General features: G+C 37.1%; 27 protein-coding genes and 1 other annotated feature. Of the genes, 23 read left to right on the forward strand and 4 right to left on the reverse strand.

Features of this window, described 5'->3' with window-relative positions:
* Nucleotides 1–19: 19 nt before the first annotated feature.
* Entirely contained in the window at nucleotides 20–1,255 is a 1,236-nt protein-coding gene (locus RTP99_RS00665; protein WP_000814819.1) for a dicarboxylate/amino acid:cation symporter, read from the reverse strand.
* 994 nt (nucleotides 1,256–2,249) lie between these two features.
* On the opposite strand from RTP99_RS00665, the gene RTP99_RS00670 reads away from it, so the two are divergent.
* The gene (locus RTP99_RS00670) at nucleotides 2,250–3,593 is read left to right on the forward strand and encodes a TrkH family potassium uptake protein (protein ID WP_000454127.1); all 1,344 of its coding nucleotides are present in this window, start codon (nucleotides 2,250–2,252) and stop codon (nucleotides 3,591–3,593) included.
* Nucleotides 3,594–3,626: 33 nt separating this feature from the next.
* Here the strand turns inward: RTP99_RS00670 and RTP99_RS00675 are convergent, their stop codons facing one another.
* Nucleotides 3,627–4,019 carry an imidazole glycerol phosphate synthase gene (locus RTP99_RS00675; RefSeq protein WP_001997037.1) on the reverse strand — a complete coding sequence of 131 codons (393 nt, stop codon included), beginning with the start codon at nucleotides 4,017–4,019 and terminating at the stop codon, nucleotides 3,627–3,629.
* Between the two features lie 112 nt (nucleotides 4,020–4,131).
* Between RTP99_RS00675 and ytfJ the strand changes: the two genes are divergently transcribed.
* Entirely contained in the window at nucleotides 4,132–4,593 is a 462-nt protein-coding gene (ytfJ, locus tag RTP99_RS00680; protein WP_001997038.1) for a GerW family sporulation protein, read from the forward strand.
* A gap of 114 nt (nucleotides 4,594–4,707) precedes the next feature.
* Entirely contained in the window at nucleotides 4,708–4,797 is a 90-nt protein-coding gene (locus RTP99_RS00685; RefSeq protein ID WP_000608225.1) for a hypothetical protein, read from the forward strand.
* Nucleotides 4,798–5,159: 362 nt separating this feature from the next.
* On the opposite strand, the gene RTP99_RS00690 is transcribed toward RTP99_RS00685, so the two are convergent.
* Nucleotides 5,160–5,399, reverse strand: a complete 240-nt coding sequence (locus tag RTP99_RS00690) for a YkuS family protein (protein ID WP_001062581.1) — start codon at nucleotides 5,397–5,399, stop codon at nucleotides 5,160–5,162.
* A gap of 125 nt (nucleotides 5,400–5,524) precedes the next feature.
* Nucleotides 5,525–5,764, reverse strand: a complete 240-nt coding sequence (locus RTP99_RS00695; protein WP_000752504.1) for a DUF3911 family protein — start codon at nucleotides 5,762–5,764, stop codon at nucleotides 5,525–5,527.
* A gap of 415 nt (nucleotides 5,765–6,179) precedes the next feature.
* Between RTP99_RS00695 and ilvE the strand changes: the two genes are divergently transcribed.
* The 20 genes from ilvE to RTP99_RS00795 all read left to right on the forward strand — a co-directional run bounded on the left by ilvE (nucleotide 6,180) and on the right by RTP99_RS00795 (nucleotide 24,416).
* Nucleotides 6,180–7,076, forward strand: coding sequence for a branched-chain-amino-acid transaminase (ilvE, locus tag RTP99_RS00700; RefSeq protein WP_001005497.1), 897 nt, complete (start codon nucleotides 6,180–6,182; stop codon nucleotides 7,074–7,076).
* 16 nt (nucleotides 7,077–7,092) lie between these two features.
* Nucleotides 7,093–7,321: a binding site (T-box leader), on the forward strand.
* A 72-nt stretch (nucleotides 7,322–7,393) separates the two neighbouring features.
* A complete protein-coding gene (ilvB, locus tag RTP99_RS00705; RefSeq protein WP_000095845.1) occupies nucleotides 7,394–9,094 on the forward strand; it encodes an acetolactate synthase large subunit in 1,701 nt (566 codons plus the stop codon).
* Nucleotides 9,091–9,600, forward strand: coding sequence for an acetolactate synthase small subunit (gene ilvN / locus RTP99_RS00710; RefSeq protein WP_000822948.1), 510 nt, complete (start codon nucleotides 9,091–9,093; stop codon nucleotides 9,598–9,600). The genes ilvB and ilvN overlap by 4 nt, the downstream gene beginning before the upstream one ends.
* A 26-nt stretch (nucleotides 9,601–9,626) precedes the next feature.
* On the forward strand, nucleotides 9,627–10,637 hold the full coding sequence (gene ilvC, locus RTP99_RS00715; RefSeq protein WP_001151735.1) for a ketol-acid reductoisomerase: 1,011 nt from the start codon (nucleotides 9,627–9,629) through the stop codon (nucleotides 10,635–10,637).
* Between the two features lies 1 nt (nucleotide 10,638).
* Nucleotides 10,639–12,159 (forward strand): 2-isopropylmalate synthase, encoded by a 1,521-nt coding sequence (leuA, locus tag RTP99_RS00720; protein ID WP_000809579.1) that lies wholly within the window; start codon nucleotides 10,639–10,641, stop codon nucleotides 12,157–12,159.
* 78 nt (nucleotides 12,160–12,237) lie between these two features.
* Nucleotides 12,238–13,302 (forward strand): 3-isopropylmalate dehydrogenase, encoded by a 1,065-nt coding sequence (gene leuB, locus RTP99_RS00725; RefSeq protein ID WP_000415369.1) that lies wholly within the window; start codon nucleotides 12,238–12,240, stop codon nucleotides 13,300–13,302.
* On the forward strand, nucleotides 13,302–14,696 hold the full coding sequence (gene leuC / locus RTP99_RS00730; RefSeq protein WP_000518107.1) for a 3-isopropylmalate dehydratase large subunit: 1,395 nt from the start codon (nucleotides 13,302–13,304) through the stop codon (nucleotides 14,694–14,696). Before leuB ends, leuC begins: the two co-directional genes overlap by 1 nt.
* Nucleotides 14,674–15,255, forward strand: a complete 582-nt coding sequence (gene leuD / locus RTP99_RS00735) for a 3-isopropylmalate dehydratase small subunit (RefSeq protein WP_000433195.1) — start codon at nucleotides 14,674–14,676, stop codon at nucleotides 15,253–15,255. The genes leuC and leuD overlap by 23 nt, the downstream gene beginning before the upstream one ends.
* 310 nt (nucleotides 15,256–15,565) lie before the next feature.
* A complete protein-coding gene (hisZ, locus tag RTP99_RS00740; protein ID WP_000170319.1) occupies nucleotides 15,566–16,828 on the forward strand; it encodes an ATP phosphoribosyltransferase regulatory subunit in 1,263 nt (420 codons plus the stop codon).
* On the forward strand, nucleotides 16,804–17,439 hold the full coding sequence (gene hisG, locus RTP99_RS00745; protein ID WP_001244481.1) for an ATP phosphoribosyltransferase: 636 nt from the start codon (nucleotides 16,804–16,806) through the stop codon (nucleotides 17,437–17,439). Before hisZ ends, hisG begins: the two co-directional genes overlap by 25 nt.
* 11 nt (nucleotides 17,440–17,450) lie before the next feature.
* Nucleotides 17,451–18,740, forward strand: coding sequence for a histidinol dehydrogenase (gene hisD / locus RTP99_RS00750; RefSeq protein WP_000407010.1), 1,290 nt, complete (start codon nucleotides 17,451–17,453; stop codon nucleotides 18,738–18,740).
* Complete coding sequence (hisB, locus tag RTP99_RS00755; RefSeq protein WP_001209291.1) at nucleotides 18,740–19,324, forward strand: imidazoleglycerol-phosphate dehydratase HisB; 585 nt, start codon at nucleotides 18,740–18,742, stop codon at nucleotides 19,322–19,324. The genes hisD and hisB overlap by 1 nt, the downstream gene beginning before the upstream one ends.
* Entirely contained in the window at nucleotides 19,325–19,954 is a 630-nt protein-coding gene (gene hisH / locus RTP99_RS00760; protein WP_000560331.1) for an imidazole glycerol phosphate synthase subunit HisH, read from the forward strand.
* Nucleotides 19,927–20,646, forward strand: coding sequence for a 1-(5-phosphoribosyl)-5-[(5-phosphoribosylamino)methylideneamino]imidazole-4-carboxamide isomerase (gene hisA / locus RTP99_RS00765; protein WP_000402315.1), 720 nt, complete (start codon nucleotides 19,927–19,929; stop codon nucleotides 20,644–20,646). Before hisH ends, hisA begins: the two co-directional genes overlap by 28 nt.
* Nucleotides 20,640–21,398, forward strand: a complete 759-nt coding sequence (gene hisF, locus RTP99_RS00770) for an imidazoleglycerol phosphate synthase cyclase subunit (protein WP_000880229.1) — start codon at nucleotides 20,640–20,642, stop codon at nucleotides 21,396–21,398. The genes hisA and hisF overlap by 7 nt, the downstream gene beginning before the upstream one ends.
* Entirely contained in the window at nucleotides 21,395–21,700 is a 306-nt protein-coding gene (gene hisI, locus RTP99_RS00775; RefSeq protein WP_000803969.1) for a phosphoribosyl-AMP cyclohydrolase, read from the forward strand. The genes hisF and hisI (RTP99_RS00775) overlap by 4 nt, the downstream gene beginning before the upstream one ends.
* A gap of 10 nt (nucleotides 21,701–21,710) precedes the next feature.
* On the forward strand, nucleotides 21,711–22,034 hold the full coding sequence (gene hisI, locus RTP99_RS00780) for a phosphoribosyl-ATP pyrophosphatase (protein ID WP_000786129.1): 324 nt from the start codon (nucleotides 21,711–21,713) through the stop codon (nucleotides 22,032–22,034).
* Between the two features lie 11 nt (nucleotides 22,035–22,045).
* Entirely contained in the window at nucleotides 22,046–23,062 is a 1,017-nt protein-coding gene (locus tag RTP99_RS00785) for a histidinol phosphate phosphatase domain-containing protein (RefSeq protein ID WP_000861818.1), read from the forward strand.
* Between the two features lie 68 nt (nucleotides 23,063–23,130).
* The gene (locus tag RTP99_RS00790) at nucleotides 23,131–23,298 is read left to right on the forward strand and encodes a DUF4025 domain-containing protein (RefSeq protein ID WP_000240694.1); all 168 of its coding nucleotides are present in this window, start codon (nucleotides 23,131–23,133) and stop codon (nucleotides 23,296–23,298) included.
* Nucleotides 23,299–23,444: 146 nt separating this feature from the next.
* Nucleotides 23,445–24,416 carry a 2-hydroxyacid dehydrogenase family protein gene (locus tag RTP99_RS00795; protein ID WP_001062826.1) on the forward strand — a complete coding sequence of 324 codons (972 nt, stop codon included), beginning with the start codon at nucleotides 23,445–23,447 and terminating at the stop codon, nucleotides 24,414–24,416.
* Nucleotides 24,417–24,423 lie beyond the last annotated feature (7 nt).

Genomic DNA, 24,423 nt, shown 5'->3' on the forward strand with positions numbered 1-24,423 from the left:
TTTCACTCCTTTTTTTGATTTAAGATGCGGCAGATTGATCTGTATTATATTTTTCTTCTGATTTTGCGACAATCATTGCACAAATTGCATCACCAGAAATATTTACAGCTGTTCTTGACATATCTAGAATGCGGTCAATACCGATAATTAAGGCAATACCTTCTACCGGTAGATTGACTTGATTTAAAACCATCGTCAGCATTACAAGGCCAACACCTGGTACACCAGCAGTGCCGATACTAGCTAGTACAGCAGTTAATACGACTACAGCTAGTTGGGAAATAGTAAGTTCAACGCCGTATACTTGAGCGATAAATACAGTTGCTACACCTTGCATAATGGCAGTACCATCCATATTAATTGTTGCACCTAGTGGTTGTACAAAAGAGCTGATTGCTTTTGGAACACCAAGCTTCTCTTGTGCGGTTTTCATTGCAAATGGAAGAGATGCATTAGAGCTAGATGTACTAAATCCAATCGCCATTACTGGTCCGAAATGTTTAAAGAAACGGACAATGCTTTCTTTTGCTAATACTTTTAATAAGCCACCATATACGAAGACGCCGTGAATAATAAGTACTAGCATAACGACAATCATATACTTGAACATCGCAGCGACGCCTGCAAGACCCATTTTACCGACGGATGAAGCAAGCAACCCAAATGTTCCGATTGGAGCTAATTTCATAACGAGATTAACGAGATACATCATTAATTCGTTGCCCTGTTCAAGTAATGAATGAATACTTTGGACACGTTTTCCTAAAATAGCTATACCAAGTCCAATTAATACGGCAAAGGCAATAATTTGTAACATGTTTCCATCAGCCATCGCTTTTGCTGGGTTATCTGGTACGATATTTAGCAATGTATCGACGAAAGATGTTTCGGTTTTTGCACCTTCATATTTAAGCCCTTCGGTTTTAAAATTACCACCAGATCCTGGTTGTATAATCAGTGCAAATGTAACTGCAATAGAGATGGCAACGGCTGTAGTTACAAGAAAGAATGAAATTGATTTTAAACCGATTCTTCCAAGTTGCTTCGGGTCCCCAAGACCAGCAGCTCCAAGTACGATAGAAATGAATACAACAGGGACAACTAGCATTTTAATGAGGCGAATAAACAATTGACCAAGTGGATTGAACACATATTGATTTAATGGTTCAAAAATGGATGGTGCAGCTAAATTTAAAGTGAGTCCGACAACTAAACCGAGAAATAATGCAATTAAGATTGCTTTTGTTTGTTTCAATAAAACCCCCTCCTTATTTTTGTGAAATTACTTTCTACATTAATTGTACCGAAAAACTACCTATTTTGACAATATTTTCTGAATATTTTGCATGAAAAGTATCTATTTAAATATAGATTGCTTTTACGAAAGTAAGCAGAAAAAGCTAAATAAACTATTTAGAAAACAAAATAGACCATCACACAGGATGGTCTAGGAAGGGGACAATTTATGTCAATTTAATTAGGGATGGAAGTTGTTCAAGACACTGGGGAATGTCTTATAGATTAGGGAGGAACAACTTCGATACATATACTATAAAATGTGGATGTGACGCCCGTGTGAACATAGAGTGAAAGAGAGAGGGAGTTTTAAATAGAAGATAGAAAGACAAAAAATAAGACCATCACGCAGGATGGCCAAAGGAAGGGGACAATTTATGTCAATTTAATTAGGGATGGAAGTTGTTCAAGACACTGGGGAATGTCTTATAGATTAGGGAGGAACAACTTCGATACATATACTATAAAATGTGGATGTGACGCCCGTGTGAACATAGAGTGAAAGAGAGAGGGAGTTTTAAATAGAAGATAGAAAGACAAAAAAATAAGACCATCACACAGGATGGCCAAAGGAAGGGGACAATTTATGTCAATTTAATTAGGGATGGAAAGCTGTTCAAGACACTGGGGAATGTCTTATAAATTAGGGAGGAACAGCTCCGATACATATACTATAAAAGATAGATGTGACCCCTATGTGAACATAGAGTGAAAGATATGAGGATTTAAGCAATGATACATATAAAATGATTGTTGTGAGAGTTATAGAGTAAGGATACTTATAATAGAAAGAGTCTTTTCATAAATGAAGTGAAGTTCGAGTATAAATAACAGTTGAAAACTATGAAAAAAAGGATTATGCTCAACTATATTATAAGAATATAAGGTTTATCCTGCTATTTAAGGTTTTTTATAAGCCTTTAGTTATGAGGGAAAAAAGGGAGCTAGTGAATATGGAAGTAACAAAAAGACAAAGGCTGTATAATCGTTTTATACGATTAAATCCACCACAAATATTAGCATTAGGTTTTTTCTGCTTAATTGTGGTTGGCGGTTTGTTATTAAAGTTACCATTCGCAACGAAAGTACATATTAGTTGGGTAGATGCTTTCTTTACGGCAACATCAGCAGCAACTGTAACGGGTTTGGGAGTAGTAGATACTGCAAGTACGTTTACGATGTTTGGCGAAATTGTAATTATGTTTTTAATTCAAACGGGCGGTTTAGGTCTTATGACAATTGCCATTTTAATTGTTTGGGTATTAGGTAAAAAAATCGGATTACGTCATCGCTTATTAATTGGAGAGGCGTTTAATCAGACAAATATAGGTGGTCTCGTAAAATTAGTAAAACGTGTCTTTATATTTTCAATTTGTATTGAGTTTATTGGAGTCATCTTTTTATCATTTCGTTTTATTCCAGAGTTTGGCTTTGGAAAAGGTTTATACTATAGTATTTTTCACGTGATCGCATCTTATAATAATGCTGGATTTGCTCTATGGCCGGATAATTTAACAAGGTATGTAGGCGATCCGATTATTAATATTGGGATTTGCTCTTTAATCGTAATAGGTGGTCTCGGATTTACCGTACTAATTGATATATGGTATAGCCGGAGTTTTCGAAAACTATCGCTTCATTCCAAAATCATGATTATTGGAACGGTAGCGCTAAATGTGATAGCGATGATTGTGATTTTTGTATTGGAATATAATAATGTGAAGACGTTAGGGAATTTACCGTTAAATGAAAAGTTATGGGCTTCTTTTTTCCAAGGGATTACTCCTCGTACGGCTGGATTTAATACAGTTGACTACGGGGGAATGGAAGAATCATCTATATTATTTACGATGGTTTTAATGTTTATTGGTGCAGGAAGTGTATCAACAGGTGGAGGGATTAAATTAACAACGTTTGTTATTTTAGTTACATCTGTTCTTTCTTTCTTTAGAAAGAAAGAGGAAATCGTATTATTTCAGCGCACAATTAAAATGTCGACAGTAACGAGAGCATTAGCAATTGCCGTTGCTAGTCAAATCCTTATTTTTGCAGCAGTATTTATGTTAATGCTTACAGAAGACTTCAGTTTTATTCAGTTACTATTTGAAACAATTTCAGCGTTTGGAACGGTAGGATTAACGATGGGAATTACTGCAAAGTTATCAGCGTTTGGAAAATGTATGATTATGTTTGTTATGTTTTGTGGATTAATCGGACCGTTAACACTTGTATTTTCTTTAGCGCGACCAGCAAAACAAAAAATTAAATATCCGTCAGAAGATGTATTTACAGGATAAGGTATCCCGCATAAGCGAGATACCTTTTTCTTTTTAAAAGAGGGAGAACAATAAGCCGATAAGCGCTACTCGGAATAAAATTGCAATGAGTGCTGCAATTCCGCCGACAATCGCAGCGATACCACCAGTTACAGTAGCTCCGCGATTATAAGCGTAAATACCTAGTAGTACAGAAACAAGACCGAATAATGTTGGGAAGGTGAAAAGTGATAAGATAGATAAGGCAAGAGCGATAAAGCCAGCCGTTGATCCAGCAGCGGACGATCTTACATCATCTTTATGTTCCTTCTCATCGTAATCATAATCAATGCGCTGTGGTGCAACCTCAGCTGCATATTCTTCTTTATAGTCACTATAATCACTATCTATTCTATCTCTTTTTTTATACTCATCAAATTTCTCAGTCAAAGTCATGACTCCTTTCATAACAAGGTTCAATAGTAGTATGTATCTCTTTTTCCTTTTTATCCGAGTATGTACAGGGAGTAATATCCATTTAAAAGGTGAAGATTGTTTTTTTGAAATAGGAAAAGTTAGTATGACTTCCTCTATTTTGGAAAGTATAAAAAAGAATAATGAGGAAAGGGTGCAATACATAATGGAACATCCAATTGAAAATTTAATGAAAACAGCAATGACAAATTTAAAAGAGATGGTAGATGTAAATACGATTGTTGGAAGTCCAGTTTCAACAGCTGACGGAAATGTAGTATTAACAGTATCTCAAGTGGCCTTTGGTTTTGGAGCTGGAGGAAGTGACTTTAAAGGTGAATTTATTTCCGAAAAACATAATAATGGACAAGGGCAGCATAAAGAGAATAAGCAAAGTCATCCATTTGGAGGCGGAAGCGGGGCTGGGGTTTCTATTAGCCCAGTTGCTTTTTTAGTAGTTGGTTCTAACGGTGTGCAAGTATTACATCTCAATAGTAGTACACATTTAATTGAAAAAGCTTTAAATACCGTACCAAGCACTGTAGATAAATTTGTAAATGGTCGCTAAAAGTGAACTTGCATTTTTTAGGAATTATGATATATTAGAAAAAGTGCGCTTTAGGATGATCGGAATAATTGAACTGTAAATATATATGATGTGTGGAATAAGGGAGAGGAATTTATGATTAATATCAAAAACTTAGTAGTTGGCTTATGTATGTTAGTAAGCGGTTTTGTTGTATATGTAATAAAAGAAAAAGCTCCATTCTAAAACAGACAAACCGTTATTGTCTGTTTTAAATTTGTGAAAAATGTTGACAAGTTGTTATATTGATGTTAAAATTTTAATTCGTGTCTCGGTTACAGCTAGTGTAAAGTAAATAAATCTTATAAATATAATACGAAAAGTTTGCGAAAGATCGGGTAGTTTTACCAACAACTTTTGTGAACAAACCCTATAAATTATAATTATAGGCTTTATAGGTATACTAGTGAATCAAGGAGCGGTCAGTGGAACCGTAATGATGAGAGAGAGGTAGGGCTTTCATCCAGTATATGTTACTTTCCCGTTAGGTGAATATAAAAAAGAGGACTCCTTTTCAGAAGGAGTCCTCTTTCTTTTTTGTATGGAATTTAAATGCGGCTCTCAACTTGCTGGCAAATTTCATCTGTTGTTAAACCGTGGGCGTTAATTACCGATCCTTTTATTGATGTATCTGCAATACCCATCATATTAGAATCTTGCCCAGTTACAACGCAACAGTCGCATCCTTGTGCGTCATGTTCCGAGTTAATTGTAACGACTTCATGCCCCTGTTGCTGAAGAGCTTGTTGGACATCTGTTAACGAATTTTCAACACCAATTTTAGCCATAATTCTCACCTCCTACCATCTAGTTGTTAGTATGCTCAAGTTCATCGTATATATTTATACAAAGACGGTAGGAAGCATATATTTATCTGTTATTTACGGGTAGTCTGATTAAAGTACGACTTTATTTAGTCGTTATATACACCAGTAAGCATTTGGCTTACGAATTGATCGTTTAAAGTATCTTGGGCGGAAGAAGTATTTGAATGGATGTCGATGGAAGCAATAAAATTGTTATGTTCTTTATTATTTGGTTCTACCTCTACATAATTATCGAATTTACAAAAACCTTTCGTATCCATTAGATCGAATAGTTGAAGCATTTCTACTACCTCTTGTCTCGTTCCTTTAATTTGTACACACGCCATATTGATTTCCTCCTTCATTTTGACAAATTGTTTTTTAAAAATAGGATTATGATTCCGAAATGAAAAATATGAATGTTATTTTTAGACAGCGTTATTTTTATTATTTCCCCCCTTTTTCAGCAAAAGTCGTTGTATATTCCCGAATTTATAAAAACGGACGTCCGTTTATTGAATACAATAGATTCGTATCAATTGACGAAAATCCTTCTTTTAAACAAATATTTTTTTAATGGAAATTGACGAAAAAAATTTTTTGACTTTTTGTAAACGTTAACAATGTTGTTAAATCAATATAATTAAAGATGTACGTACGAATAAAAATTATAAATTTTCTAAAAATTCACTTGATTTATTTAGAAAGGAGAGTAAACTAGGAAACAATAAAAAATTCATAGAACATAGGAGGCGCTTTCCAGTGAACGAGCAATGGATTTTCTTAAATGGAGAATTTGTTCCAAAAGACGAGGCAAAAGTATCAGTATATGATCATGGTTATTTATATGGAGATGGAGTATTTGAAGGAATTAGAGTCTATAGCGGTAATGTTTTCCGTTTGAGAGAGCATCTTGTCCGGTTATATGAATCAGCAAAATCCATCATGTTAGAAATTCCATATTCTTTAGATGAAGTAACGAATATTGTTGTTGAGACGATTCGACAAAATAAATTATCTAATGGATACATTCGCCTAGTTGTATCGAGAGGAGCAGGAAATCTTGGGTTAGATCCTGATTCTTGTAAAAAACCGAATGTAGTAGTAATTGCAGAGCAACTATCTTTATTCCCGCAAGAATATTATGAAAAAGGGATTCCAGTTGTAACAGTTGCAACGCGCCGAAACCGTCCAGATGTATTGTCGCCTCAAGTAAAATCTTTAAATTACTTAAACAATATTTTAGTTCGCATCGAAGCGAAATTGGCTGGAGTACAAGAAGCGCTTATGTTAAATGATCAAGGATACGTAGCTGAAGGCTCAGGGGATAACGTATTTATTGTAAAAGGAAATAAATTAATTACACCACCAAGTTCTGCTGGAGCGTTAGAAGGCATTACACGAAACGCTATTTTAGAAATTGGTGAAAAACTTGGATATGACGTTAGAGAAGAGTTATTTACAAGACATGACGTATATGTAGCTGATGAAGTATTTTTAACAGGAACAGCAGCTGAAGTAATTGCTGTTACGACAGTAGATGGTAGAACGATTGGTTTAGGGCAAACGGGTCCACATACGAATCGTTTACTAGAAGAATTTCGAAAGTTAGTTATAGAAGATGGAGAGAAAATTTACGAAGAAAATAAAGTTGGATAACAACTTTTTATAACATAAGAAAGCGTTGATAGGGAGGAGTAGTTGATTGTGAAGCCTCACAGAGAGTCGGTGGTTGCTGGAAACCGATGGTTCACGTCGACGAACATCGCCCTTGAGTGCTAAGCTGAAGCATTTGTCTAGGCTTAGACGGTAGCTCCGTTACTAGCTAGACTCATTTTATGGGTCACTGAGGCAAGAGTATTCTTGCAAAGAAGGGTGGTACCGCGAAATCTTTCGTCCCTTCAGCACATAGCTGGAGTGTGGACGTAGGATTTTTTTTATTGATAAAAGTTTTTAAAAGGGGGCTTATAAGAACAATGTCTTCAAAAACGGAAGAGAAACTGGCAACTGGTGCACAGCTATTGTTAGAAGCGCTAGAAAAGGAAGGAGTAGAAGTGATTTTTGGTTATCCTGGTGGTGCTGTTTTACCTCTTTATGATGCACTCTATGACTGTGAAATTCCGCATATTTTAACAAGGCATGAACAAGGTGCTATTCACGCTGCTGAAGGATATGCCAGAATTACTGGCAATCCAGGGGTTGTCATTGCAACGAGTGGACCGGGTGCTACAAATGTGATTACTGGTCTAGCAGATGCGATGATTGATTCGTTACCACTTGTTGTATTTACAGGGCAAGTAGCGACAACATTAATTGGAAGTGATGCTTTTCAAGAAGCCGATATTATGGGGCTTACGATGCCGGTGACAAAACATAATTATCAAGTGCGAAAGGCTTCAGATTTACCTCGAATTATTAAAGAAGCATTTCATATTGCGAGAACAGGAAGACCAGGGCCAGTCGTTATTGACCTTCCGAAAGATATGGTAGTAGAGCAAGGCGAACGATGTAGTGATGCGCAAATGGATTTACCAGGATACAACCCGAATTATGAACCGAATCTACTTCAAATAAACAAATTATTACAAGCAATTAGAGTTGCAAACAAGCCATTAATTTTAGCTGGAGCAGGTGTATTGCATGCGAAAGCTTCGAAAGAATTAACAAGTTTTGCTCGTAAATACGAAATTCCTGTTGTGCATACATTACTTGGTCTTGGTGGCTTTCCACCAGATGAAGAGCTTTTTCTAGGGATGGGAGGAATGCATGGTTCTTACACAGCGAATATGGCGTTATATGAATGCGACTTACTCATTAATATAGGTGCGAGATTCGATGATCGTCTTACTGGAAATTTAGCTTATTTTGCTAAGGAGGCGACTGTCGCGCATATTGATATTGATCCAGCAGAAATCGGAAAAAATGTGCCGACTGAAATTCCTATTGTTGCAAGTGCTAAGCAAGCGCTCCAAGTATTACTTCAATCAGAAGGAAGGACAGAAAATCATCATGAGTGGATCTCTTTATTAAAGAATAGAAAAGAAAAGTATCCATTCTCTTATAAACGAAATTCTGAAAGTATTAAGCCTCAATATGCAATTGATATGTTATATGAAATTACGAAAGGAGAAGCGATTGTAACAACAGATGTGGGGCAACATCAAATGTGGGCAGCCCAATATTATCCGCTAAAAAATCCAGATAAATGGGTAACTTCAGGAGGATTAGGAACGATGGGATTCGGATTTCCTGCAGCAATTGGTGCACAAATTGCAAAGCCTGAAGAACTAGTTATTGCAATTGTTGGTGACGCTGGATTTCAAATGACACTGCAAGAATTAAGTGTGTTAAAAGAACACTCTTTACCTGTTAAAGTATTTATTTTAAATAATGAAGCTTTAGGAATGGTAAGACAATGGCAAGATGAATTTTATAACAAAAGATATTCGCACTCTTTACTACCTTGCCAACCAGATTTCGTTGCTCTTGCGAATGCGTATGGCATAAAAGGAGTTCGCATAGATGATCCACTTCTTGCGAAGAAACAATTGCAGCATGCAATTGAATTACAAGAACCGGTCGTAATTGATTGCCGTGTACTTCAATCAGAAAAGGTAATGCCGATGGTTGCGCCAGGGAAAGGTGTTCACCAAATGGAGGGAGTGGAAAAAAGGTGAAGAGAATTGTTACAGCAACAGTTCGAAATCAAAGTGGTGTGTTAAACCGAATTACAGGTGTTATGACACGAAGACATTTTAATATTGAAAGTATTTCAGTAGGTCATACGGAATCATCGGACATATCGCGGATGACGATTGTTGTACACGTTGAAAATGAACAGCAAGTTGAGCAGCTAATTAAACAACTGCATAAGCAAATTGATGTTTTGAAAGTATCAGATATTACAGAAGAAGCGATGATTGCAAGAGAACTTGCACTTATTAAAGTAGCCACTTCGGTAGCGAGGGCGGAATTATACAGTTTAATTGAACCGTTTCGAGCCGCTGTAATAGATGTTGGAAAGGATTCCATAGTTGTGCAAGTAACAGGTACACAGGAGAAAGTAGAAGCATTAATTGAATTACTTCGTCCATACGGTTTGAAAGAAATTGCAAGAACAGGGGTAACAGCCTTTACGCGTAGTATGAAAAAACAAGATAAGCAAGTTATGTTAATTCAATAATCATTTAAATATAGGGGGAAATGAAAATGGCAAAAGTTTATTATGAAAAAGATGTAACGGTAAATGTATTAAAGGAAAAAAAAGTAGCAATCATTGGATACGGCTCGCAAGGTCATGCGCATGCGCAAAACTTACGTGATAACGGATTTGATGTAGTAGTAGGTTTAAGAAAAGGGAAGTCTTGGGATAAAGCGAAAGAAGATGGATTTTCAGTATATACAGTAGCGGAAGCAGCAAAGCAGGCTGATGTAGTAATGATTTTACTGCCAGATGAACTGCAACCAGAAGTATATGAAGCGGAAATTGCGCCAAATTTACAGGCAGGAAATTCTCTCGTTTTCGCACATGGATTTAATGTTCACTTTGATCAAGTGAAACCACCAGCGAATGTAGATGTATTTCTAGTAGCGCCAAAAGGTCCAGGACATCTTGTACGCCGTACATTTAGTGAGGGTGGCGCTGTTCCAGCATTATTTGCAGTATACCAAGATGCAACAGGAGTTGCGACTGAAAAGGCACTTTCTTATGCCGATGGAATTGGAGCGACGAGAGCTGGTGTATTAGAAACGACATTTAAAGAAGAAACAGAAACAGACTTATTTGGAGAGCAAGCTGTACTTTGCGGCGGAGTAACTGCGCTGGTAAAAGCTGGATTTGAAACGTTAGTTGATGCGGGATATCAGCCGGAACTTGCATATTTTGAATGTTTACATGAACTGAAACTTATTGTTGACCTTATGTATGAAGGTGGACTTGAAAATATGAGATATTCAGTTTCAGATACAGCGCAGTGGGGTGACTTCGTATCAGGGCCACGCGTTGTAACGGAAGATACGAAGAAAGCGATGGGTACAGTGCTAGCAGAAATTCAAGATGGTACATTTGCAAGAGGTTGGATTGCAGAGCATAAAGCAGGAAGACCGAATTTCCATGCGACAAATGAGAAAGAGAATGAACATGAAATCGAAGTAGTTGGACGTAAATTACGTGAAATGATGCCTTTCGTACAGCCGCGAGTAAAGGTAGGGATGAAATAATATGAAGCAGATTTTGTTCATGGATACGACGCTACGTGATGGCGAACAATCACCAGGAGTGAATTTAAATGAACAAGAGAAATTGCAAATTGCAAGGCAATTAGAGAGACTAGGGATCCATGTTATGGAAGCTGGCTTTGCAGCAGCTTCCGAAGGGGATTTTCAATCGGTAAAACGCATCGCGAATACAATTCAAAATGCTACAGTTATGAGTTTAGCTAGAGCAAAAGAAAGCGATATTCGAAGAGCATATGAAGCTGTGAAAGGTGCGGTATCTCCTCGTTTACACGTATTTTTAGCTACAAGTGATATTCATATGAAATATAAACTTTGTATGTCAAAAGAGGATGTATTAGATAGTATTCATCGTTCTGTTACACTTGGAAAATCATTATTTCCAACAGTACAATTTTCTGCAGAAGATGCGACAAGAACAGCAAGAGATTTTTTAGCTGAGGCAGTAGAAGTTGCGATTCGTGCAGGAGCGAATGTAATTAATATTCCAGATACAGTTGGATATACGAATCCAGAAGAATATTATTCTCTTTTTAAGTACTTACAAGAATCCGTTCCTTCATATGAAAAAGCAATTTTCTCTTGTCATTGTCACGATGACCTTGGGATGGCTGTAGCAAATTCGCTAGCTGCGGTTGAAGGGGGAGCATTGCAAGTAGAGGGAACAATTAATGGAATTGGAGAGAGAGCAGGGAATGCGGCATTAGAAGAAGTCGCAGTTGCTCTTCATATTAGAAAAGATTTCTATCAAGCAGAGCCTTCTATGACGCTAAAAGAAATTAAAGCGACAAGTACATTAGTAAGCAGATTAACAGGTATGGTTGTACCGAAAAATAAAGCAATCGTTGGAGCGAATGCATTCGCTCATGAATCCGGAATTCATCAAGATGGTGTATTAAAAGAAGTGACAACGTATGAAATTATTGAACCAGAGTTAGTAGGCGAATCTCAAAACCTATTTGTACTTGGAAAACATTCTGGACGTCACGCGTTTACAGAAAAAATGAAAGAGCTTGGCTATGAATTTACAACGGAAGAACGAGATGCAGTGTTTGAAGCGTTTAAAAAATTAGCTGATCGTAAGAAGGAAATTACTGAGGAAGATTTACGAGCACTTATGCTTGGTGAAGCAGCATTTGCGGCTCAGCAATATAATATTACGCAACTGCAAGTACATTTCGTATCAAATAGTACACAATGTGCGACAGTTGTACTAAAAGATGAGGAAGGAAATGTATTCGAAGATGCAGCTACTGGCTCTGGTAGTATTGAAGCAATTTATAATGCAATCCAAAGAATTTTAGGATTAGAATGTGAATTGGCGGATTATCGCATACAATCTATTACGCAAGGTCAAGATGCACTGGCTCATGTTCATGTTGAATTAAAAGAAGGAACACATCAAGTATCAGGTTTTGGTGTTGCGCAAGACGTATTGGAAGCGTCGGCGAGAGCATATGTCCACGCAGCGGGGAAATTGAAATCTTTTATCCAGCTTGTGAAATAAGTGTTTGATAGGTGAGAGGGACTATTCTCACCTGTCAAATTAATGTTCTGAAAATTCAGTTAAAAAGGAGTGTTGAAATTGGAAAAACGTATCGTTTGTTTAGCTGGTGATGGTGTTGGACCGGAAGTTATGGAAAGTGCGAAGGAAGTATTGCATATGGTAGAAAGGTTATATGGTCATCATTTTCATTTGCAAGATGAGTACTTTGGCGGGAGTGCTATCGATTTAAATGGGCAACCATTACCACAACGAACGCTTGCCGCTTGTTTAGCAAGTGATGCGGTTTTACTAGGAGCAGTTGGTGGACCAAGGTGGGATAGTGCGAAAGAAAGACCAGAGAAAGGATTATTAGCTTTAAGAAAAGGGCTCGGTGTATTTGCGAACGTTCGCCCTGTAACGGTAGAAAGTGCGACGGCACATTTATCGCCATTAAAAAAGGCTGATGAAATTGATTTCGTTGTCGTTCGTGAATTAACAGGTGGGATTTATTTTTCTTATCCGAAAGAACGAACCGACGAAGTAGCAACAGATACACTTACGTATCATCGCCATGAAATTGAACGTATCGTTTCTTATGCCTTTCAATTAGCGAGTAAACGGAAGAAAAAAGTAACATCTATTGATAAGGCGAATGTTTTAGAATCTAGTAAACTATGGAGAACTGTAACAGAAGAAGTAGCCCTTCGTTATCCAGATGTTGAACTAGAACATATTTTAGTAGATGCAGCTGCTATGGAGTTAATTCGGAATCCAGGACGGTTTGATGTAATTGTAACAGAAAATTTATTTGGGGATATTTTAAGTGACGAAGCTTCCGTATTAGCTGGATCATTAGGAATGCTTCCATCAGCAAGTCACGCGGAAAAGGGCCCTTCGCTATACGAGCCTATTCACGGATCAGCGCCGGATATTGCCGGGAAAAATAAGGCAAATCCAATTGCGATGATGCGCTCTGTTGCCATGATGCTTGGGCAATCGTTCGGATTAACGAGAGAGGGGTGTGCAATTGAAGAAGCGATTTCAGCAGTCCTTAAATTAGGAAAATGTACAGCAGATATTGGCGGGACTGAAACGACAACTTCATTTACGAAGGCAGTAATGCAAGAAATGGAAGAGCAAGCACTAGTAGGGAGAGGAAGATAATGGGGAAAAGGTTGCTAGATAAACTTTGGGAAAGACACGTAGTTGCGACAAATGAAAATGGATTAGATTTATTATATATCGATCTGCACCTTGTTCATGAAGTAACGTCACCGCAAGCCTTTGAAGGCTTGCGGCTTACAAATCGAACGGTACGCAGACCAGATTTAACATTCGCAACGATGGATCATAATATTCCAACGAAAGATGTTTGGAATATTACCGATCGCATTGCGAAGCAGCAACTAGATACACTTCGGGAAAATTGTAAACAATTTCAGGTGCCGTTAGCGGATATCGGAGATGAAGAGCAAGGGATCGTTCATGTTATCGGACCAGAACTTGGGCTCACGCAGCCAGGCAAAACAATTGTTTGTGGTGATAGTCATACAGCAACGCACGGTGCGTTTGGCGCGCTAGCGTTTGGTATTGGTACGAGTGAAGTGGAACATGTATTGGCAACGCAAACGCTGTGGCAAAGAAAACCGAAAGCGATGGGCATTGAGTTAAAAGGAAAATTACAGAAAGGCGTTTACGCAAAAGATATTATTTTGCATCTCCTTTCAAAGTACGGTGTAGCAGTTGGAACGGGATATGTAATGGAATTTTACGGAGAGACGATTCAGGCTATGGAGATGGAAGAGAGAATGACGCTTTGTAATATGGCGATTGAAGGAGGAGCAAAAGCGGGTATTATCGCGCCAGATGAAAAAACAGTTGCTTATGTAAAAGGACGTAAATATGCACCGAAAGACTATGAAACTTTCGAGAAGAAATGGTCTGAACTTTATACAGATGCAGATGCAATGTATGATTTACATATTTCGATAGACGTTACGGATTTAGCGCCATACGTTACGTGGGGAACAAATCCGAGTATGGGAGTTCGTATTGATGAGAAATTGCCAGAAAAGCATGATGTAAATGACGAAAGAGCATTTTCTTATATGGGATTAAGCCCTGGACAAAGTACGTATGACATTCCAGTTCAACATGTCTTTATTGGATCTTGTACAAATTCCAGGCTCTCAGATTTAGAAATTGCTGCATCTGTTGTGAAAGGGAGAAAGGTAAAAGAAGGTGTGCGAGCACTCGTTGTGCCTGGATCGAAAAGAGTAAGGGACGCGGCGATGCAAAAAGGACTACATCACATATTTGAAGAAGCAGGATTTGAATGGAGAGAACCTGGATGTTCCATGTGTCTTGGAATGAATCCAGATCAAGTACCTGAAGGAGAGCATTGCGCTTCCACTTCAAATCGTAATTTTGAAGGAAGACAAGGAAAAGGAGCAAGAACACATTTAGTTAGCCCGGCAATGGCGGCAGCAGCTGCGTTATATGGTCATTTTGTTGATATTAGAAAGGAGAGTTATGATGGAGCCATTTCGTATTCATAAAGGTACTGCCGCAGTACTTATGAATGATAACATTGATACAGATCAAATTATTCCGAAGCAATATTTAAAGAGAATTGAAAGGACGGGATTTGGGAAATATTTATTTGATGAGTGGCGGTATGATAATGAACGACACGAAAATCCTAATTTCCCACTTAATGCACCAGATAGAAAAGGAGCAAGTATATTAATTACAGGTGATAATTTTGGATGTGGTTCTTCAAGAGAACACGCACCTTGGGCACTTGCTGATTATGGTTTCCGCGTAATTATCGCAGGAGGGTTTGCAGATATTTTTTATATGAATTGTATGAAGAATGGTATGTTACCAATTGTAATGGATAAAGAAATGCGAGAAAAGCTTGCCAAAACGGATGCAAGAGAACAAATAGAAGTAAATTTAGAGAATGAAGTAATTACAACAAGTACGCACAGGTTTCATTTTACAATCGAGAAAATGTGGAAAGAGAAATTATTAAATGGTTTAGATGAAATTAGTATTACAATGCAATATGAACAAGAAATAAAGGAGTATGAAAGAATGGTAGCTGTATATTAAAAGATAACGGAATATTTAAAATGTATTTACATTCAGAATTAAGTATTATATACTATGTAAAAATTAGAGGAGAAAGGGAGTAAGTATTATGAAAACAATGCAATCTATTAAAATGCTTACACAACTACATCATCATACATAAAGCCCTTGAACCTAGCGTGAAAACGTGTAGGTGCAAGGGTTATTCCCGTTGTACCTACACGCTACTAAAGAGCCTTGTAGGTATATTTTATCTACAAGGCTCTTTTTATTTTCGGTTTAGGTGCATGAAATAAGCATACATTAGAAAGGGAAAGGTGTGAGAATTTCGATGACAAAATGGAAACGGGCAAATCCAAATGGAACGAGAGATTATTTATTCGAAGAATGTACGTTAATTGAAGAAGTGGAGCAAAAATTAAGGCGTACTTTTTTAGAGAGAGGTTATGAAGAAATAAGGACACCAACAATTGAATTTTATGATGTGTTCGCCTTTCAAAGCAGGCCGATAGATGAAGAAAAGATGTATAAATTTTTTGATGAAAAGGGAAGGATTATCGTATTGCGTCCAGATATGACAATTCCTTTAGCGAGAGTGATCGGAACGCAGAGGTGTGATACACCACTTAAAGTGACGTATAGCGGAAATGTATTTCGAGCGAATGAGTCCCTTACTGGAAAATATAATGAGATCGTGCAAAGTGGTATTGAAATTATCGGTATTGATAATGTAAGAGCTGAAATTGAATGTGTTATAAGTGTCATTCAATCACTTCAAAAGTTGAAAGTGCAATCTTTTACAATAGAGATTGGGCAAGTGCAGTTATATAAATGTATTGTCAAAAAGCTCTCCATTCATGAGGAAGAAGAGAAAGTTCTTAGAACATATATTGAAAGTAAAAATTATGCTGCTCTATCAAATTTTATTAGAGAAAAAAATTTTGATCGATGTGATGAAACAGTAAGGTTACTGGAGAAATTACCAAGGTTATTTGGGAATTTAGAAGTGATTGAGGAAGCAGAAAAACTCGCCTCCAGTAATGAAATGAAAATGGCCATTGCAAGAGTGAAAGAAATATATGAAGCAATTGACAAGCTAGGCTATGGATCGTACATATCAATTGATTTAGGTATGATTCAACATTTGGACTATTATACGGGTGTTATTTTCAAAGGGTATATATATGAAATTGGAGAAGAAATTGTTAGTGGCGGAAGATATGATGAGTTAATTGGAAATTTTGGAGAAATGTTGCCGGCTGTTGGACTCGCGGTGCAAGTTAATCAAATTGTGAAGGCGCTGCAGGAGCAGCAAGAACCGTATGAACGAAAGAGAATAGATATTATGATTCATTACGAGTTAAATAGATTAGCAGAAGCGGAACGGTTACGAAATTTACTTCAAAAGGACGGGAAAAAAGTAGAGATATCTTTATGTTCTAATTTAAATGACACCTTTCAATTTGCAAGAAAAAATCAAATAGTGACGGTTGTTGAGGCAAAGAACGAATCGTTAGTGGAATATGTGTGGAACGAGAAATGGGTAGTCCAGAAAGAAGGAGAAACTTCATGCGTAACATTCAAATTGCGTTAACGAAAGGAAGATTAGAAAAACATGTGATTCCACTCTTTGAGCAGATTGGAATCGATTGTTCAGAGCTTAAAAATAAAGGACGAAAGCTTGTCTTTCAAAGTAAAAATACAGATATCTCATTTATTTTGGTGAAAGCAGTAGATGTTGCTACTTATGTAGAACATGGAGTAGCGGATATCGGGGTCGTTGGAAAAGACGTTTTAATGGAAAACGAAAAAGATATTTATGAAATGTTGGATTTAGGAGTAGGTGTGTGTAAGTTTTGTGTTGCTTCTATTCCTACTTATAATCCGAAGAGCTACCGGAAGAAACGTATTGCGACGAAATATCCACATATTACTTCTAACTATTTTCATGATAAAGGAGAGGATGTAGAAATCATAAAAATAGAAGGGTCTGTAGAAATCGCTCCTATTCTTGGATTGGTAGATGCGATTGTTGATATTGTTGAAACAGGAAAAACATTACAAGAAAATGGACTCATTGTATTTGAGGAAATGTATTCTATATCTGCTCGAATGATTGTGAATAAGGCTGCATTAAAAACTAAAAAAGACGAAATATTCAGTATTATAAATGTGATGGAGCAAGAAATTTTGTCAGGAAAATAGGGGGACTTGTAATGGAGATCGTTTTTGAAGATTTTCAAAAGGCGTTATCGAAAATAAAATTGCTACGAGAAAACGCTAATATAATAGAAGAAACTGTTCAAAGAAATGTAAGCGAAATCGTTCGAAATGTAAGGGAGAGTGGGGATGAGGCCTTATCTTTTTATACAAAAAAGTTTGATGGTGTAAAGATAAAAGAGTTTCGTGTAAGTGAAGAAGAAGAAAAACGAGCGAGTATGTTTGTAGAGAATTCATTTTTAGAAGCGTTACAAGAGGCGAAGAAAAACATTATTTCGTACCATGAAAAGCAAAAAAGACAATCGATGTTCGATTGTGCGAGTGAAGGCATCATTAGAGGGCAAATCATTCGGCCGTTAGAGAATGTAGGCGTATATGTGCCAGGCGGAACTGCTTCGTATCCTTCGTCAGTATTAATGAATGTATTGCCAGCAAAACTCGCTGGTGTGAAAAAGATTGTAATGGTAACACCGCCAAGAGAAGGAGGAATTGATCCACATATTTTAGTTGCTGCAAGCCTTGCGGGAGTAGATGAAATTTATACGATAGGTGGTGCGCAAGCAATTGCTGCTTTAGCATACGGTACGGAATCGATTCCGAAAGTGGATAAAATAGTTGGACCAGGAAATTTGTACGTCGCTCTAGCGAAACGAGAAGTATACGGAATAGTAAATATCGATATGATTGCTGGACCGTCAGAAATTGTAGTTATTGCGGATGAAACCGGCAATGCAAAATATATTGCGGCTGATTTATTATCACAAGCAGAACATGACGAGAGAGCGACAGCAATTTGTATTACAACAAATATAGAGTTAGCAAAAAAAGTAGAAAAAGAGATAGAAAGGCAGTTAGAAACATTACCAAGAAGCGAAATTGCACGTGAATCAATAAATAGAAATGGAGCCATTTTTATCGTTCCTTCTATAGATGAGGCACTACAGTTATCGAATGAAATTGCCCCGGAACATTTAGAGTTACATATAAAAGAACCGATGAATGCTTTAGCTTATGTGAAACATGCAGGATCTATCTTTCTTGGACCATATGCACCAGAACCGCTCGGGGATTATTTAGCAGGACCGAATCACGTGTTACCGACAAGTGGAACGGCAAGGTTTTTCTCACCGTTATCAGTCGATGATTTTGTGAAAAAATCAAGCTTTCTGTCTTATACGGAGGAAGCATTAAGAGATGTCCAACATCATATTGTAGAGCTTGCCAATAAAGAAGGATTACATGCGCATGCGAGAGCAATTCAAATAAGATTTGAGGAGGAAGAATAATGCGTGAGTCTAGTCAAATACGTGAGACGACAGAGACAAAAATAAAATTAAGTTTACAGCTTGATGATGGGAAGAATGTTTCTGTACGAACGGGAGTTGGTTTTTTTGATCATATGCTAACTTTATTTGCAAGGCATGGAAGATTCGGTTTGCAAGTGGAGGCAGAAGGCGATGTATTCGTTGATGCGCATCATACAGTTGAGGATGTTGGAATTGTACTCGGAAATTGTTTGAAAGAAGCATTGCACAGTAAAGAGGGGATTAACAGGTACGGCTCAGCATATGTACCGATGGATGAGTCTTTAGGCTTTGTTGCAATTGATATAAGTGGACGCTCATATATTGTATTTCAAGGAGAATTAACGAATCCGAAGCTTGGGGATTTTGATACAGAACTAACGGAAGAATTTTTTAGAGCAGTTGCTCATGCTGCTAATATTACATTACATGCTCGTATTTTATACGGAAGTAATACACATCACAAAATTGAAGCCTTATTTAAAGCGTTTGGTAGAGCGCTTAGCGAAGCAGTCGAAAGAAATGCCAACATTACTGGTGTAAATTCAACGAAAGGGATGTTGTAATTGATTGCCATTATAGATTATGGAATGGGAAATATTCGTAGTGTAGAACAAGCATTAAAGCATATTGGAGCAGCGTACATTGTAACGAGTGATAAAGAAGAGATTTTTAGAAGTGATGGAGTGATTTTACCAGGAGTAGGTGCATTTCCAAAAGCGATGGATGTATTGGAAGAAAAAGATTTAGTGCGTGTGTTACAAGAAATCGGGCGTTCAAGAAAACCACTTCTAGGTATTTGCCTAGGAATGCAGCTTTTATTTGAAAAAAGTGAGGAACTACAAGACTGTAACGGGCTAAGTTTATTGCCAGGCGTTATTCGAAAGCTAAAGGTTCCTTATAAAATTCCTCATATGGGATGGAATGAGTTAAAGAAAGAAGGAGAAATAGCGCTTTGGAATGGAGTAGAGGACGGTTCTTTCGTATATTATGTCCACTCTTATTACGCAGATTGTCCAAATGAAATTGTGTATGGAATAAGTGATTATGGAGTGAAAGTACCTGGTTTTGTAGCAAAAGAAAATATATATGGCGCACAGTTTCATCCTGAAAAAAGTGGTGATATAGGCATGCAAATGTTGAAAAATTTTAAAGGAGTGGTAGAATCATGGAAATCTTCCCAGCTATCGATTTAAAAAAGGGACGATGCGTTAGACTGTATCAAGGGGAATTTAGTAAAGAAACAGTAATGAATGAAGATCCGGTTGCGCAAGCGATTATATTTGAAACATTTGGAGCGAAACGGTTGCACATTGTTGATTTAGATGGTGCAGTTGCTGGTGAATCGTTAAACTTGTCCGTCATTGAAAGAATTTGCAAGGCAGTACGTATTCCAGTGCAAGTTGGCGGAGGAATTCGATCACTTGTAGCCGTAGAGAAGTTATTTTCAGTAGGGGTAGATAAAGTGATTTTAGGAACAGCTGCTCTTTATGATAAGCCATTTTTAGAAGAAGCAGTTTTTCTATATAAAGAAAAAATCATCGTCGGAATTGATGCGAAAAATGGTTTCGTCGCAACGAGAGGCTGGCTTGATGTATCTGAAATTTCTTACATTGATTTAGCAAAACAAATGGAGAATATAGGTGTTCAAACAATTGTATTTACAGACATTTCGAAAGACGGGACACTTGCAGGACCGAATATAGCACAATTGGAGTTACTACAAAAAAGCGTTTCTACTCGACTTATTGCTTCTGGAGGAATTGCATCTATTCAAGATGTGAAAAAGTTAAATGATATGAACATATACGGCGTCATAATTGGTAAGGCTCTTTACGAGAAAACGATTGATTTAGAAGAAGTGCTAGAGGTAACAAAGTTATGTTAGCAAAACGCGTTATTCCATGTCTAGATGTGAAAGAAGGGCGAGTCGTAAAGGGTGTAAATTTTATAGGACTACAAGATGTCGGGGATCCTGTTGAAATAGCAGCTTTATATAATGATGCGGGAGCAGATGAAATAGTATTTTTAGATATTACGGCAACTCATGAAGGACGAAAAACGATTGTAGATGTTGTAGAAAAAACGGCTTCAAAAGTATTTATTCCTCTTACAGTTGGCGGAGGAATTTCAAATGTGAAAGATATGTACAATTTACTAAGAGCTGGAGCAGATAAAGTTTCAATTAACTCAGCAGCAGTGCGAAATCCAAAATTAATCGGAGAAGGGGCAGAGCATTTTGGCTCACAATGTATTGTCGTCGCAATTGATGCTAGAAAAGTAGCAGAAGATAAGTGGAATGTATATGTGAACGGCGGAAGAGTTGATACGGGAATGGATGCAATCAGGTGGGCAAAGCGCGTTACAGAGCTAGGCGCAGGCGAAATTTTATTAACGAGTATGGATGCAGACGGAACGAAAAACGGATATGACCTTCGTTTAACAGAAGAAATTTCAAAAAGTGTTTCCGTACCTGTCATCGCGTCAGGCGGGTGCGGTCATGCTGATCACATTATAGAAGTGTTTCAAAAGACAGCAGTTGATGCAGCATTAGCGGCATCAATCTTTCATTACGGTGAGGCGACAATAGGGGACGTAAAGAGAAAGTTAAGAAATGCAAATGTTGAGGTGCGGCTATGAAACCTAACTTTTCAAAAGGACTATTACCAGCAGTTGTAATTGAAGAAGATACAAAAGAAGTTTTAATGCTAGCTTATATGAATGAAGAGGCATATGAAAAAACAATAGAAACGAAAAGAACATGGTTTTATTCTCGTTCAAGAAGGTCGTTATGGAATAAAGGAGAAACATCAGGTAATGTCCAACATGTGCAATCTCTTTATTTAGATTGTGATCAAGATTCAATTGTTGTTGTCGTAAAGCAAGTAGGACCTGCATGTCATACGGGAGAAAAAACATGTTTTCATTACAAAATTATATAGGGGGATACATATGAAAAACGCCTTTACATTACTATTTGAAACAATTGAAGAACGAAAGAGAAATCCACTTCCTGAATCATATACAAATTACTTGTTTTCAAAAGGAGAAGATAAAATTTTAAAGAAAATTGGTGAGGAATGTACGGAAGTAATTATTGCATCCAAAAATAATGATAACGAAGAGCTAGTGAAAGAAATAGTTGATGTATTGTATCACTGCTTCGTGTTATTAGCCGAAAAAAATATATCATTAGAAGATATTATGGAGGAAGTGACAGAAAGAAATGGGAAGCTTTCGAGAGTAGGGGACAGAAGAGAAATAGATACATTATAGGGGGAATACGTATGAAGGTGGATTATCACATTCATTTAGAAGAAGGGCCATATTCAATAGGATGGCTAGCTAAAATAAATGAATCATTACAACATTATGAACCGCTAAAAGAAGAAAAACATTCTATGGAATGGCTTGTAAAAATACAAGAACGCCTGCAAAGACGTGTGAATGAAGGACCATTTACAACGAAATGGATTGATTTATATTTAGAAGAAGCTTTGCGAAAAGGGATAAAAGAAGTTGGTATTGTCGATCATTTATACCGTTTTTATGAAGCGAAAGAATACTATGAAAAATATGTTGATATTAGTGATTCGGGGCTTGGACGTTTACAAAAGGAATGGTTAGACCAAGTAAGGGTAGCTTCACTACATGATTTTACAAAGGCAATTGAAGAGGCGAAAGAACGGTGGAGTAAAAGAGGTGTTACGCTTAAACTTGGAATTGAAGCAGATTATTTTATTGGTGGTGAACAACAATTACAATCTTTACTTGCATTAGGAGATTTTGATTATGTAATTGGTTCTGTTCATTTTTTAAATGGCTGGGGATTTGATAATCCAGATACGAAAGAATATTTTAAGGAACATGACTTATATGCTTTATATGATACGTTTTTCAAAACGGTTGAGTGCGCAGTTCGTTCTGAGTTATTTGATATTATTGCTCATCTTGACAACATAAAAGTATTTAATTATCGGTTAGATGAGAATGAACAAATTTCTTATTATAAGAAAATTGCGCGTGCATTAGTAGAAACAAATACAGCAACGGAAATAAATGCGGGATTGTACTATCGCTATCCTGTGCGCGAAATGTGTCCGAGTCCGCTATATTTACAAGTATTAGCTAAACACGAAGTTCCGATTACACTTTCTTCAGATGCTCATTATCCGAATGATTTAGGGAAATATGTGGAAGAGAATATAAAGACGTTACGTAATCATGATATTGCTCACTTAGCTACATTTACGAAACGAGTCCGAACGATGAGATTACTAGAAGAAGTAACAATTTCAAAATGATCATGATTTTTTCATGAAAACCCATCTTTTTGTTCAAAATAAGAAAGAATAAAAAGGAGGGTAAAGAAATGGTGAAACAACAAAATAAACAAAATGTACAAGATGCACAGCAACAAGCGTATACTTCTGATACGAATGCTACATCTCAATCAGTGATTGAGGAGCAAATTAGTGATACAGTTGCAGAAGGAACAATTGATGTGAAGCTTGGAAAACAATCGCAAGAAAAAGCGTAAAAAGAGGGGAGACTTGCATCTCCTCTTTTTTTGTGGAAAAGTGTCGATTTTCAAAACTATAATCAAATTCCTTGGTTTTTATATGTGGATTTCTTACAATGAAAGATAAGAGCTATCCTATTTTGTATAGAAGAGGTGTTAGTATAGTGGCAAAAATATTAGTAGCAGGAAAAATTCCAGCAATCGGATTAGAACTATTAAAAGATCATGATGTAGAAATGTATGATAAAGAGGAGTTAATTTCTTTAGATGAATTAACAGAACGTGTAAAAGATAAAGATGCATTGTTAAGCCTACTTTCTACAAAGGTGACAAAAGAAGTGATTGATGCGGCACCTAATTTGAAGATTGTTGCAAACTACGGTGCTGGTTACGATAATATTGATTACTCATATGCTGGAGAAAAAGGGATTGCGGTAACGAATACACCGAAAGTATCAACGGAAGCGACAGCAGAATTAACATTTGCACTTCTTTTAGCGGCGGCACGTAGAATTCCTGAAGGTGATACGCTATGTCGTACAACTGGATTTAACGGATGGGCACCGTTATTTTTCTTAGGCCGCGAAGTACATGGTAAGACAATTGGAATTATCGGCCTTGGAGAAATTGGAAAGGCAGTTGCAAAGCGTGCAAAAGCGTTTGGAATGAATGTTTTATATACAGGACCAAATCGAAAGCCCGAAGCTGAAAGTGAACTGGAAGCAACATATGTAACATTGGAAGAATTATTACAAACAGCAGACTTTATTACAATTAACTGTGCGTATAATCCGAAATTGCATCATATGATTGATGAGGAACAGTTCAAAATGATGAAGAAAACAGCGTATATTATAAATGCTTCACGTGGACCAATTATGCATGAAGCGGCACTTGCTCATGCTTTAAAAACGAATGAAATTGAAGGGGCAGCTCTTGACGTGTTTGAATTTGAACCGAAAATTACTGAAGAGCTAAAAGGATTAAAGAATGTGGTACTTGCTCCTCACGTAGGAAATGCAACATTCGAAACGCGTGATGCGATGGCCGAAACGGCGGTAAGAAATATTTTAGCTGTATTAAATGGCGAAGAACCTGTAACGCCTGTCAATCAAAAAGTATTCGTTACAAAATAAAAAGAAA

Origin of the sequence: Bacillus sp. (in: firmicutes) (assembly GCF_031983925.1) — a bacterium.
In the GTDB taxonomy this organism is placed as follows: domain Bacteria; phylum Bacillota; class Bacilli; order Bacillales; family Bacillaceae_G; genus Bacillus_A; species Bacillus_A pacificus.